11 protein-coding genes are annotated in these 13,458 nt (G+C 47.0%); 5 read left to right on the forward strand and 6 right to left on the reverse strand.

The window, feature by feature from the left end; genetic code table 11:
- Positions 1-253: 253 nt before the first annotated feature.
- The 5 genes from KUA46_RS04865 to KUA46_RS04885 form a co-directional block, all read right to left on the reverse strand.
- Positions 254-2,635 (reverse strand): YgiQ family radical SAM protein, encoded by a 2,382-nt coding sequence (locus tag KUA46_RS04865; RefSeq protein ID WP_334649924.1) that lies wholly within the window; start codon positions 2,633-2,635, stop codon positions 254-256.
- A 10-nt stretch (positions 2,636-2,645) separates the two neighbouring features.
- Positions 2,646-2,987, reverse strand: a complete 342-nt coding sequence (locus tag KUA46_RS04870; protein ID WP_022121198.1) for a hypothetical protein — start codon at positions 2,985-2,987, stop codon at positions 2,646-2,648.
- A 34-nt stretch (positions 2,988-3,021) separates the two neighbouring features.
- Entirely contained in the window at positions 3,022-5,670 is a 2,649-nt protein-coding gene (locus KUA46_RS04875) for a fibronectin type III domain-containing protein (protein WP_218486540.1), read from the reverse strand.
- A 90-nt stretch (positions 5,671-5,760) separates the two neighbouring features.
- The gene (locus KUA46_RS04880; RefSeq protein ID WP_022121200.1) at positions 5,761-6,318 is read right to left on the reverse strand and encodes a 1-acyl-sn-glycerol-3-phosphate acyltransferase; all 558 of its coding nucleotides are present in this window, start codon (positions 6,316-6,318) and stop codon (positions 5,761-5,763) included.
- Between the two features lie 42 nt (positions 6,319-6,360).
- On the reverse strand, positions 6,361-6,633 hold the full coding sequence (locus KUA46_RS04885) for a hypothetical protein (protein WP_153093760.1): 273 nt from the start codon (positions 6,631-6,633) through the stop codon (positions 6,361-6,363).
- A 194-nt stretch (positions 6,634-6,827) separates the two neighbouring features.
- Here KUA46_RS04885 and KUA46_RS04890 point away from each other — a divergent pair, with 194 nt between their 5' ends.
- Together KUA46_RS04890 and KUA46_RS04895 are read left to right on the forward strand one after the other, a co-directional pair.
- On the forward strand, positions 6,828-8,477 hold the full coding sequence (locus tag KUA46_RS04890; protein WP_153082063.1) for a diphosphate--fructose-6-phosphate 1-phosphotransferase: 1,650 nt from the start codon (positions 6,828-6,830) through the stop codon (positions 8,475-8,477).
- A 66-nt stretch (positions 8,478-8,543) separates the two neighbouring features.
- Positions 8,544-9,395 (forward strand): glycoside hydrolase family 25 protein, encoded by an 852-nt coding sequence (locus KUA46_RS04895; protein ID WP_117586208.1) that lies wholly within the window; start codon positions 8,544-8,546, stop codon positions 9,393-9,395.
- Between the two features lie 111 nt (positions 9,396-9,506).
- On the opposite strand, the gene prmA is transcribed toward KUA46_RS04895, so the two are convergent.
- Positions 9,507-10,379 carry a 50S ribosomal protein L11 methyltransferase gene (prmA, locus tag KUA46_RS04900; RefSeq protein ID WP_153093761.1) on the reverse strand — a complete coding sequence of 291 codons (873 nt, stop codon included), beginning with the start codon at positions 10,377-10,379 and terminating at the stop codon, positions 9,507-9,509.
- A gap of 40 nt (positions 10,380-10,419) precedes the next feature.
- On the opposite strand from prmA, the gene KUA46_RS04905 reads away from it, so the two are divergent.
- The 3 genes from KUA46_RS04905 to KUA46_RS04915 are packed head-to-tail and all read left to right on the forward strand — an operon-like array spanning position 10,420 to position 13,279.
- Positions 10,420-10,641 carry a hypothetical protein gene (locus tag KUA46_RS04905; protein WP_022121205.1) on the forward strand — a complete coding sequence of 74 codons (222 nt, stop codon included), beginning with the start codon at positions 10,420-10,422 and terminating at the stop codon, positions 10,639-10,641.
- A gap of 11 nt (positions 10,642-10,652) precedes the next feature.
- Positions 10,653-11,639, forward strand: coding sequence for a hypothetical protein (locus KUA46_RS04910; protein ID WP_153114200.1), 987 nt, complete (start codon positions 10,653-10,655; stop codon positions 11,637-11,639).
- A 32-nt stretch (positions 11,640-11,671) separates the two neighbouring features.
- Positions 11,672-13,279, forward strand: coding sequence for an OmpP1/FadL family transporter (locus tag KUA46_RS04915; RefSeq protein WP_218486541.1), 1,608 nt, complete (start codon positions 11,672-11,674; stop codon positions 13,277-13,279).
- Positions 13,280-13,458 lie beyond the last annotated feature (179 nt).

Here is a 13,458-nt window from a genome sequence, read left to right on the forward strand (position 1 = left end):
AGCCCCTAGCCCAGGGCAGCGCCCTGGGTCTATATATTAACAACCATGTCGCCCTGTAAGGGCAAAAGCTTTAAATATATGAAGCTTTTGCCCTTACAGGGCGACTTTAGTATACCACATTCTAAACCCAGGGTGTTGCCCTGGGCTAGGAGCTTCTGCCCTTTCAGGGCGTGTGGGGCTTACTTGCGAAAGTTCAGTATATAATATGAAAGTGGGTGAGTCATAAATATATGATTCACCCTCTTTTTAGCATTTATCTTCTTCTGCCTCTACCTTCATTTCTTCCTTGATTTCCACGGCCTTGATTTCCACGACCGCCGCGTTCGTTCTTATCCCCGCTGTTGTAGCGGTTCTTGCGGTTATGGTTGTCGTTGTCGAAATTAGGGTTGAAACTCTTTTTCTTCTTGTCCTTGAAGAAGCCGGCACCTTGGTCTTTCTGATTTCTCAGCTCGGCTCTGGCCGCTGCTACCGCATCACGTATGTTAGCGTTGGCGTTGTTGCTTCTGCCTTGAGAAATTTTCTGAGCCGAGCCTTTCTGGGAATGATTGCCTCTAGAAGGTTTTCCGTTTAGCGGACGGCCTTCATTCAGATATTTATCTTCATCATAGCAACCCACATTACCATATCCCTTTGGGGCAAAGCGGTCAGAAGCATTTCTGCCACGGCTTTTTCCTGCATTCGGTTCAGAAGCATTTCTGCCAGCTCCACGCTTGCCTTTAGCACCTTTTCCTACACCTGGATTATCGTATGTAGAACCTATCGCCTTATCGTCATAATGCGTCTTCTTACCCTTGAAACTGCCACCCATGCTCTTCCTGTCGTAGAGTTTGTCGATGAGGTCGGCTCTGCCTATCCGGCGAAGTTCACTCTCAATGGCGCGGCGCTCTTCAGGCTTGTACCAGAAGAAGAACATGCGCTGGGCAAGCTTCTCTTTCTGAGTCTTGGCGCTGAAGACCGGCTCCAGGGTGTAAGGATCGTAACCCGTATACCAGGTCTCGGTAGAAATGGTCATAGGAGTAGGGGTGAAATCCTGCACCTGCTCCAGATGGAAATCCAGTCCCTTCGTAATGACGGCAAGTTCGGCCATGTCTTCTTCATGACAGCCCGGATGCGAACTGATGAAGTAAGGAATGATCTGCTGGTTCAGACCTTCTTCCTTGTTGATCTTGTCGAAGATGCGCTTGAACTCGTAGAATAGATCGAACGATGGCTTGCGCATGAACTTCAAAACCTCCGGACTCGTATGTTCGGGAGCCACCTTCAGTCGGCCGCTCACGTGCTTGGTAATCAGTTCGCGCGTGTATTCTCTAGCCGCCTGATTCACCTTTTCGTCCTTGCTCTTATGCAGCAGAAGGTCGTAGCGCACACCACTACCAATGAAACTCTTCTTGATTCCCGGCAAAGCATCTACAGCATGATAAATCTCCAGAAGCTTGCTGTGGTCGGTATTGAGGTTCGGACAAATCTGAGGGTTTACACACGACGGGCGCTTGCACACTTCGCAGGCTTTCTGATTCTTGCCGTGCATTCCGTACATGTTGGCAGAAGGACCGCCCAAATCGCTCAGATATCCCTTGAAATCAGGCATCTGGATGATTTTCTTCACCTCCTTCAGAATGCTCTCCTTGCTGCGGCAAACCACAAATTTACCCTGATGGGCAGAAATGGTGCAGAAAGAACAGCCGCCGAAACAGCCACGATGAAGGTTCACGGAGAACTTGATCATCTCGTAGGCAGGAATGGTCTTGCCCTTGTATTTTGGATGAGGCAAACGCGTATAAGGCAGGTCGAAAGCCGCATCCAGTTCCGCGGTAGTCATTAGCGGGAAAGGCGGATTCACCACTACATATTTGCCGTCAACTTCCTGAATCATGCGCTGAGCATGCATCTTGTTGGCTTCTTCCTCCAGATGGCGCACGTTCTCAGCCTGTCCCTTCTTGTTGTGGAGACATTCTTCGTGGCTGTGGAGGATGATGTCATCGTCCTTGAAACCGCCCGGAATCTCACTTTCCTTGCAGTAGAAAACCACCTGCGGCATTTCGTGGATTTGGCTAAGCGTCTTGCCTCCAGCAAAGGCATTGGCCAGTTCTACGATAGAACGTTCGCCCATTCCGTAGAGAATGAGGTCGGCGCCCGAATCGCAGAGAATGCACTTGCGGAGCTCGTCTTTCCAATAGTCGTAGTGGCTGATGCGGCGCAACGAAGCCTCAATACCGCCTAGTGCTACAGGTACGTCGGGAAAGAGTTTCTTCAGTATCTGCGTATAGACGATAGATGGATAGTCGGGGCGCATGTCGTGGCGGGAGTCAGGACTGAAAGCGTCCTCGCTACGCATGCGGCGGTTGGCCGTGTAGCGGTTCACCATCGAGTCCATGGCACCCGGAGAAACACCAAAGAAGAGGCGAGGGCGACCGAGTTTCTTGAAGTCTCGGAAATCGCCGTGCCAGTCGGGCTGGGGAACGATGGCTACCCGATAGCCGTTGGCTTCCAGTATTCGTCCGAGGATGGCAGGGCCGAAGGATGGGTGGTCAACGTAAGCATCTCCTGAAAAGAGGATGACGTCGAGTTCGTCCCATCCGCGCAACTCGCATTCTTTCTTGGTGGTAGGTAAGAAATCTGTTAACTTATAATCCATTCAATATTTTTTAATCATTTACTGCGTCTGGTTCTGCATCAGCTGCAGCCTCAGCCTGCTTCTTGTCTTTCCAGTCTACGTAGAGCAGAACGAGGTTGTGAAGACCGAGCGCCTTCATGTTCTGATTGTAGATGACGTCGAGACAGAGATCGAGCAACTCCTTATCCTTGATGTCGCTGCTCTCGAGGAGTGAACGCACATTGAATTTCAGTTTATCGAGCACTTCCTCGTCGATAATGCCGTTGCTGTCTACGAGGTTGCGGAGTAACTGATACTTTTCGATGGTCTCTAAATGCTGGTCGCTCACTTCGATAGAGCGAGTGCCAGACTGGTTGGCTTGAATCTTATACATAAGCTTAAAATTTTTTATCTGTTTTACTTTTAATTTAATCTGTCAGAAATTTGAGAATGCCGAGCAATACGCTGGTGCGGGTTCTTTCGTCGATGATGCATTCCAGCGGGAATCCCATGACGAAGCTGCGGTAAGTAGTGCTCTTGTAGGCAACCGCCGCACTCGTTCCCGTATCGTATTGCATCGCCGTGAAGGCGTAATTGCCAACCGGTTTCAATATCTCGGGATGGGTTGCCGCATAATGCTGGGCATTCAGCTCGTTATAATAGCTGAACTGCAGACCTAACCCCTTGACGTTAGGCGAAGTGTAAACAATACTGTCTCGTTCTGTTACGGTTGAATCTTCGGGATTGATGTCCCTGGTGATGGCCGTAGAACCTGTAGGCTCATAACTGAGTTTCAGAATATCGCTCAGGAACGCCTGTTCCTCTTCAGTCTGCATGTCGCTTCCGGTGTAAGAACCGCTTATCAGGATTCTGCCGCCTTGGCTGGCGTATTGCCTGATGCTGTTCTGCAGGGCAGGCGTGAACGACTTGAAGAAGGCGTGAGTATAGCCGTCATGGCGCTCCAGTCCGTTGATGAGGTCAACTGCCTGATAGTTCTTCATCTGAACCCTGCCGCTGGCGATGACTTCGCTCGAACAGCTGGAAATATTATATTTGCCCGAAGCCGCAATACTTGTAGCATGCGCCTGAACGTAGTTGAAGTCGTTGCCTGCCACAAACTTGCCAATCATTTCGTTGCCGCTGAAACCGAGTCCGAAACTGGTTTCGTTGCCCATTCTGCTTCTGTCGAACACCTGTTGCTTGCCGCTCCATCCCGCCGTCAGTCCGTAGCTTACGCCCGGATCCTGATTGAGGTCAAATCCCTGCTTTTCCTCATCGTCCACGACCTGCGGAGAGGCAAGGCGATGGAAATTGTTTACGATGAGCACAGACTTGCTGGCAGCAGGATTATAGAGCACAGAGAGGGTTTCGGTGGTGAAACTTTCTCCTCCGGCATTAACCGCAGCCACCTTAAAATGGTAAAGCTTGCCCGGTTCCAGCTGCATCTGGCAGCGGGTGGTGTTCACGATGGTTCCGTTGTCAAAACCGCCTTGTCCCTCAGCCTTATAAATAATGTAAGAAGTAGGGCGGGCAGATGGTTCCGTCTTGTCCAGCTGGGCAGTCCATGAGAGTAGGGCAACACCTTGGTTCTGCGTAACGCTGAAGTTCTGCGGAGCCAGCGGCTGGACCACATATCGGGTTCCATGATTGCTGTTTACGAAGCGCAGGATAGTTTTGTAGATGGAGCGTGCGATATAGAACTTTCCGAGCGGATCCTGAGCAATTCTCATGTCAGGGAAATTCTGATGCGAAAGCATTTCGAGAATAGCAGACGGAACTTCCGGCAGACGGGTTTCAGAATAGTTTCTGTCCCATAGGTAGCGTTTGCCGAATTCTCCGAACTGAGCCGTGAGATCCGTAACGAGATTATCGCGCAGAGCCCTGGCAAAATCCTTGGATGTGAATCTTGAGATTCCGCTGTTCAGTATTCCGTCGTTATAATCTGTGGTGCAGATAGCAAGGGATCCAAAAGTAGATTTTCCGTCCTTATTGTAACCCGCATCACTATGAAGTGCCAGCGAGAGTTCTATAGGCACGTGCTTGCCATTTTTGGCAGGCATGTAAACCGAACCGCCGCCCAGCCAATTGGTCATCAGCGAACGGGTGTTGATGTCGTCGGCGTAATCATTTTCTCCCTTTCTGCCTCCGTAAACCTTATAAGGAGCACCAGCCCATTGGGCGTAGTATCTGGCTCCTTCCAGGCAACGGGGCAATCCGCTGGTGTAACCGCCACGCTCTATGTTTCCCATGCCGCCGCCAAAGCGGACAGCATCTGTAGTTACTACTCCACGGCGTGAAGCCTTGTTGGTGCAGACCACGCGGTTGAACTCGTTGCAGCCCTTGTCGAAATCGAAGGTGCCCAGGTAAACCCAGGTGCCTCCGCCCATGCGCTGGTTAACGGAAAACTCCGTGGCTTCGCCCTTGTGATAAACGATGTATCTTGCATCGCTCACGCTCTTGGGGAGCGACTGGTAGCTTACGTAGACAGCGTATTTGCCGGCTTCCTTGAAACGGGGCTGGTAGCTTACCTGGCTGGTTTTCTTGCGCTTGGTAGCCTTCGCCTGTCTCACGGTTCCCATGCGGAACGGATTTTCCCCATCTTTCAGTCGGTAGCGGTTGGCAAAACCGAGCGAATCGCAGTTTTTCCATCGCTTGCTCGCCTCCTTTTCGAAATAATAAACCGACTTGACAGCATCATCATTATCGACGACGATTTCGTTCGTCTGCCAGTCTCTTTCGCGGGGTGTGAAGACGATGGCTCCCGCATTCTGGAGCATCGGGATGAGGTAGGGCACGACGATGGTTTGGGTAAAGAGATCTTCGTTTGTGCAAAACAGGTTAGGGCGTTGCCATTTCCATACATCTCTGTCGGCATAATAATACCGTCCGTGCGAGGCCCATAGCGAAAGGTGTCTGTTCTGTAGTCCTGCCGTAACGAAATAAGGGCGGGAAACATTAAACACCCATGGGTCGCCATCATAATCTATGCCTTGCCATGCGCCGCTGTTAGCCTCATCGTAGGTAGAAATAAACGATTTGCCGTTAGCTTGAAGCGAAGCTCCAGCGGCTAACAGCAAACTGCTTATCAAACAATATGTTATGTTTTGGTGTTTCACTATACGAATACTCCTTCTTTAATAGCTGACTAAACCGTTATCTTCTAACGTTTAATCAATATTTCCGATTGTGAACTTCTCCGGTTTCTTTCCTTTGAAATCCTTGAAGTACAACTTGATTTCACGCATGTCTTTGTCAACATCTCCTGACGGGATAATCTGCCTGGTGCATTGGATGACCTTCTTCTCATAGTCAAGTCCATAGAGATGGATAGGCAGATGCGCCTTGAGGGCTATGAAATAGAATCCCTTTTTCCATTCCGGGTTGAGCGAGCGAGTACCTTCGGGCGTAATGCACAGTCCGAAAGCCTTCCGCTTATCCGCTTCTGCAGCCAGATTATCCGTCATGCTGGTATGTTTGCTTCTCCACACAGGAATACCTCCCATCTTTCTGAAGATAGGACCTAGCGGCCAGAAGAACCATTCCTTTTTCATGAGGAAATTACATTTGATTCCCTCAGCATGGGCAAAGAGCTGGCCCAGTATCAGATCCCAGTTGCTGGTGTGCGGAGCCATGCAGATAATATACTTTTCAGGAAGCTCCTGGGTGATGATTTTCTTATAGCCCAAGCGCTTATACAATATCCATTGACAAATTCCTTTTACCATATATATAAATAGGTGTATTTTCTGATTCTGATGATGAAAGGATTATGCCAGGTTTGAAATCTGGTCGATGATTTCACTCATCTGCTTGTTGAAGTCACTTATGAGCTTTTTATAATATTCACCCTTCTTGATTCCCGGTTCCGGGTGAGACACGCGGCTGATGTAATCGCCGTTGATCATGACGATAGCTGAAAGAATGCCATCCACATCTTCCTGTGAAGGCTTACCATTATACAAAGATGCAGCTACTGTCTCGGCGAAAAGTTCGCTTGTAATGTAGTTGATCGTGCGCTTTAAATCTCTTTTATTAGCCATAATTCTTTTCTCCTAATTAATGAATAATTAAAAATATCGCTCAAAGATAATCATTTTCTTTGAAATAACATCATTTTTTGGGAAAAAATGTATCTATTAACGCATTTTTAGCATTTTTCTTTCCGTATCTCGCAGAAAAGAGTTATTTTTGCAGATGTTTTTGAAGTTTCAACTAATTAAAATAAAAACGAATTATGGAAAAAAGTGCATTGCAGATTGCAAGAGCTGCTTATCAGCCAAAATTGCCTAAGGCTCTCCAGGGCCCAGTAAAGGCAGTTGAAGGTGCAGCAACACAGTCAGTAGGTAATCAGGATGAAATCAAGGCGTTGTTCCCTAACACTTATGGAATGCCTGTTATTACATTCGAGGCAGGTGAGGCTAAGGAACTTCCTGCTTTCAACGTAGGTGTTATCCTCTCTGGTGGTCAGGCTCCTGGCGGTCACAACGTGATTTCTGGTCTCTTCGACGGTGTGAAGTCTCTCAACCCAGCTAACAAGCTCTATGGTTTCATCCTCGGTCCTGGTGGTCTCGTTGACCATAAGTACATGGAGATTACTTCTGAACTCATGGACGAATACCGCAATACTGGTGGTTTCGACATCATCGGTTCCGGTCGTACCAAGCTTGAGAAGGAAGACCAGTTTGAGAAGGGTATTGAGATTCTTCGTGAACTCGGCATCAAGGCACTTGTCATCATCGGTGGTGACGACTCAAATACCAATGCTTGCGTTCTCGCAGAATACTATGCTGCCAAGAAGTATGGCGTACAGGTAATCGGTTGCCCTAAGACTATTGACGGCGACTTGAAGAACGAGCAGATTGAGACTTCTTTCGGTTTCGATACTGCCTGCAAGACATATTCTGAGCTCATCGGTAACATCGAGCGCGACTGTAACTCAGCACGTAAGTACTGGCACTTCATCAAGCTGATGGGTCGTTCAGCATCTCACATCGCTCTTGAGTGCGCTCTCCAGACTCAGCCAAACATCTGCTTGATTTCTGAGGAGGTAGAGGCTAAGGAAATGTCACTCGATGATGTTGTTACTTATATTGCAACTGCAGTAGCTAACCGTGCTGCTGAGGGCAACAACTTCGGTACTGTTCTCATCCCAGAGGGCCTGATCGAGTTCATCCCAGCTATCAAGAAGCTCATCGCAGAATTGAACGAGGTTCTTACAGACCCTGCAACAGGCGAGAGCCGTGAGTTTGCAAGTGCTGAGGAGCAGATTGCATTCGTTAAGGGTGCCATCGCTAAGGACAACCTCGCAGTATTGGAGTCTTTGCCAGCTGACGTAGCTCGCCAGCTTTGCCTCGACCGCGACCCTCACGGAAACGTACAGGTTTCTCTCATCGAGACAGAGAAGTTGCTTTCTCGCATGGTAGCTGAGAAGTTGGCTGCATGGAAGAAGGAAGGCAAGTTTGTTGGTAAGTTCTCTGCACAGCACCACTTCTTCGGTTACGAGGGACGTTGCGCAGCTCCTTCTAACTACGATGCTGACTACTGCTACTCACTCGGTTTCAACGCTTCACGCCTCATCGCTAACGGCAAGACCGGTTACATGTCAATCATCAAGAATACAACAGCTCCTGCAGCAGAGTGGATTGCAGGTGGTGTGCCAATCACTATGATGATGAACATCGAGCGTCGTAATGGTGCTAACAAGCCAGTTATCCGCAAGGCTCTCGTTGAGCTGGATGGTGCTCCATTCAAGTTCTTCGCTTCTAAGCGCGATGAGTGGGCTAAGGAAACAGCTTACGTTTATCCAGGTCCTATCCAGTACTGGGGTCCTTCTGAGGTTTGCGACCAGACCACAAAGACTCTCCAGTTGGAGCAGGCTAAGTAAAAAATAGAATAAATATTTTTTTATATGTCAACAAGACGAACGGCTTCTTCACAGAAAAAGAGTGCCATGGCGAGAAAGAAAACTCCTCGGCGTGGCGGCTCCCGTGGTAGAAGGCGTTCGTCTTCTTTTTTGCAACGCTATCCCCGTTGGGCGTGGTGGATAGGCGGAACGGCGGTTATCGTGCTCTATGTCTTTCTGTTCTATCATTTCTTTGTGGGTCCAACTGGTTTCCGCTGGCGTGCGCTTTATGGCGATGCTGAATATCCCGAAGGTTACGAGATTCATGGAATCGACATTTCGCATTATCAGGGCAAGATAGACTGGGAACAGCTCAAGAATGCGATGATCAAGGGTTGTCCTGTGCGCTTCGTCATCATCAAGAGTACGGAAGGTTCTTCACGGCTCGATGAGAATTTCCGCGAGAACTTTAATCAGGCTCGCGATTTCGGTTTCATCCGGGGTGTTTATCATTTCTGGAGCAATAAGTCGACAGCCCGAGAACAGGCTTATTATTTCCTAGACCAGGTTCATCTTACGGATGGCGATTTGCCTCCGGTACTGGATATTGAACATAAGCCGGCAGATAAGAGTGTGGAGGATTTCCAGCGTGATGTGCTTACCTGGCTGCATATTGTAGAGGATAAGTATCATGTTAAACCTATCATCTACACCTATTATAAATTCAAGGAGCAATATCTGAGTGCGCCTGTCTTCGAAGATTATCCTTACTGGATAGCCCACTATTATGTTGACAAGGTTCAGTATAAGGGCAAATGGAAGTTCTGGCAGCATACGGATGTGGGCAAGTTGCCGGGCATTAAAGGCTACGTAGATTTCAATATTTACAACGGCAGTTATTATGAGCTCAAGCAGCTCTGCATAGGAAGCAATAATAATGAGAAGAAATTCATGGAATAAAGGTTGGACTTTTGGCAATATGCGAAAATCCAACCTTTATTCGTATGTTTTAATCTGATATTTCTGATTTCAGATTTTTCGTTCTGAATGTTTAGAATCAGAAAAGAATCTTTATGAACCTAAAACAAGGCAGGCCCAATTGTTGTCAATCTGTCTGTTTATTTCATGCATTCCCAGTTCTTCTGCTTTCTCCAGGAGTACAGGAATATCTTCTTCGTAGAAGCCGCTCAGAACCAGGGTTCCGCCGATATTCATCACGCTACGGAAAGTGCGCATGTCGTCGAGCAGTATGTTGCGGTTGATGTTGGCTAGAACCAGGTCGAAAACGCCGCTGATGTGGTTGATTACCTGACTGTTGCCAAAGAGTACTTCCATGTTAGTTACGCCGTTGAGCATGGCATTATGCTTGGCATTTTCTACGCTCCACTCGTCAATATCGTAGCCTACCACGTCTTTCGCTCCGAGTTTTGAGCAGGTGAGGGCAAGGATTCCCGTACCCGTTCCGCAATCCAGGATGCGCTTGGTTCTGATAGGCATGTGGAGCAGCTGCGAAATGATCATGCGTGTGGTTTCGTGGTTTCCTGTTCCGAACGCCAGTTTCGCCTCAATACCTATTTCTATCATGTCGGGTCTGTTGCTCGTATCGGGATAGAGTTCGGGATGTTTCGCATCGTAAATCACCACCTGGTTGTCCACATAAATTGGTTCGAATCCCTGTTCTTCCCATTCCTGGTTCCAATCCTTGTCTTCTGCATCTTTCACCTCGTAGGTAATTTTCGCATCCCCGATAGGGAAATCAGCAATATAGGCATCCAGCATCTCCTTGTCGAAGAGTTCTTTCTGCACATACGCTTCCAGTCCGGTTTCTGTTTCTTCAAAAGATTCAAATCCGGCTTCGGCTGCACCATCGGCAAGCAGATCCTGAGAGGCCTGCATCAAGTCGGCAGTCGTTTCAATAGTGAATGTTGCTACTAAATATTTCATATTTAATTTGTATTAATTTCTTGTCTAAAAACGCCTTCGAATGTTCAAAAAAGCTAGATTTGTTTTAAATCTTCTGCAAAATTATAAAAAAATAGGGGAAAACCTACAATTATTTAGGGAAATTCTGTATTTTTGCATAAAGATAAGCAATATTTTTGCATCCAGATTATTATATAATCAGGAAATGGCTCTTTCTGGAGTATTTTTCCTGATGGTTTATGATAGATCTGGAAAGAGAAAAATGGAGAAAAAAAATAAATAGGAGAACAGAATATGAAAAGAAAGTATCTTCTTGCAGTCCTTATCGCAGCTGCGATGCCACTCACTTCGATGGCACAGGACGATGACCTCTACTTCAATCCGAAGAAGGAGGCCAAAGAAAAGGCTGAAAGACGGGCTCTGCTCCAGCGCCAGTATGCTGAGCAGCGGGCACGTAGAGATAGTGTTTATCGGCTGTTTTGGAGCGGAAGCGACCGTTCGGTAGATGAATACAATCGAGGCGGCAGAATCTTCAGCCATTATGAGAATGTAGGGAAAGATTCCCTTGGCAACGACATTATCCAGTTCCATGTGGGCAAGGGTGTGGCGCCAGACAGCATTTATGATGATGCTTACTTCGCCCAGAAGTATGCTGACAGGGATGAGGATTTCGTACGCACGCGCGAGATGAGCCGATGGGACGGATTCTATGATCCATGGTTCTACGATTATTATGGTTACGGTCCTTACTACTGGCGCAGCCGCATGTGGGGCTGGCACAATCCTTGGCGCTACGGCTATTATGCCGGCTGGTATGATCCTTGGTTCGACCCTTGGTATGATCCATGGTATTATGGTTACTGCGGCTGGTATGGTGGCTGGTACGACCCTTGGTATTATGGCTGGGGCGGCTACTACAATCCTTGGTATTGGGGCGGTCCGATATACGGACATGTAAGTTATGGCGGCTTCGCAGGCAACATTCGCTATAACAACCCAGGTCGTATTGATGGTTCTAATCACCAGTATACAGGTGTTGGCGGTAATAATCGTAATACTTATTCACGTCGTAGTGGTTCTAACCGTAGTTTTGGCCAGCGTCAGAATACCGGCAACTTTAACAATAACTCTTCTTGGGGTAGTCGTAGTAATTCTGGCTTTAGTAACAATAGCGGTAATTTCGGAGGTGGTAGCTTCGGAGGTGGCGGCCGTTCCGGTGGCGGTAGCTTCGGAGGCGGTGGTGGTCGCTCTGGTGGCGGCAGCTTCGGAGGAAGAAGATAAATTGATAACAATAATTAGTATTTGAGAAGATTATGAATAATTTAAAACATATATTCTTTGCCAGTATGCTCATGGCTAGCATGACGGCTGCTGCGCAAGAAACTTATCAGGACGCTAAGTTGGCTGCACCCCAGCTTACTGGTACTGCCCGCTATGTGGGTATGGGTGGTGCTATGGAAGCCTTGGGCGCCGATATTTCCACTATCAGCAGTAACCCTGCTGGTATTGGTCTTTTCCGTAAAAGCCAGGTGACTCTTACTGCAGGAGTTATCGCCCAAACAGATGCTGAGAATTATACGGAGTTCGATGGTTCTCGAATTATCTTTAATGGTAAAAAAAGTCATCCTACCTTCGACCAGGTTGGTATTGTATGGAGTCCGAAAAACAAAGGTGCCAATTGGTTGAATCTGGCTTTCAGTTATCATAAGAGTGCCGACTTTGGACAGATTCTGAATGCTGCCGGAGCTTTAAAGAATGTTTCTCTTAACAAAATAACTGCTGCAAAGAATTACAAAGAGTATGCTGGTTGGACCAGCCAGGATGCTAACCTTGGTGGATACAAGGATAATTCCGGAAATTATCAGCCAGGTTTGTTTACAGTTCCTACTGATGGTGGTTTGGCTTATGCTGAGGCTAATAAGTATTTGTTTGGTCAGTATCAGCATGGTTATATTGGCACCTATGATTTCAACATTAGTGGCTCGCTTAATAATCAGGTTTGGCTTGGTTTGACAGTCGGACTTCATGATGTTCATTACAATAGTAATTCTCTTTATTCTGAAGACTTCGTTGATGGCAATATAATGGATTCATTTGAGCAGTTGAAGATTACTGGAACAGGATTTGATGTGAAGGCGGGTGTTATCTTCCGTCCAGTCAAGGATTCTCCTTTCCGTATTGGTGCTTATTTCAATAGCCCTATCTTCTATGATCTCACAGTTAGTGGCGATAATGATATTACTATTTCGGGGAATAATGATCCTGCTACCTATGAGGAAAAAGATGGAAGTCAGCAGCCTTGTTATGTCAAGGGTAGTAGGGGACAGAGTATAGATTATGATTTCCGTCTCAATACACCATGGAAGGTGGGCGCCAGCTTGGGTCATACTATAGGAAATTATCTGGCACTTGGTGCAACTTATGAATATGCCTGGTACGATCATATGGACAACCGTGTGAAGGATGGTGGTTATTATGATTCCTATTGGGGAGACTATTATGAGAGCAGTAGTAGTGATGAGGCTATGAATCACGATACTCAATTGAACCTGCAAGGTGTAAGTACCTTGAAGTTGGGTGCAGAGATTAAGCCTGTTGACATGTTGTCAATCCGATTAGGTTATAATTATGTATCGCCAATGTATAAAGATAATGCTTTACGCGATCAGACATTTGACAGTAATGGTGTTTACATCGCTTCTTCTGCTGATTATACCAACTGGAAGGCAACAAACCGTTTTACTTTAGGTATTGGTTTCAATTACCAGAATTTGGCTATTGATGTGGCTTATCAGTATTCTACCCAGAAGGGAGATTTCTATCCATTCGAAAGTTTTGAGGATATGGGCTGTTCTGTTAATGCAACCAAGGTTGACAACAAGCGCCATCAGTTGCTGATGACAGTTGGCTATAGGTTCTAAAATGTGAAGTAGGGGAGTTATTGATTAAATAATGTGAAATCCCGATAAAAAAGCCCACTCTTAGAAAAAAAGTTGGGAAAAAGTTTGGCGGTTTCATATAAAAGCCCTATCTTTGCAATCAAGAAATCGGGATGATTTCGTGTCATAGATTAGGTTTTTAGATTAAAGGTGTTATTCAC

Origin of the sequence: Segatella copri, assembly GCF_019249765.2 — a bacterium.
GTDB lineage: Bacteria > Bacteroidota > Bacteroidia > Bacteroidales > Bacteroidaceae > Prevotella > Prevotella copri_K.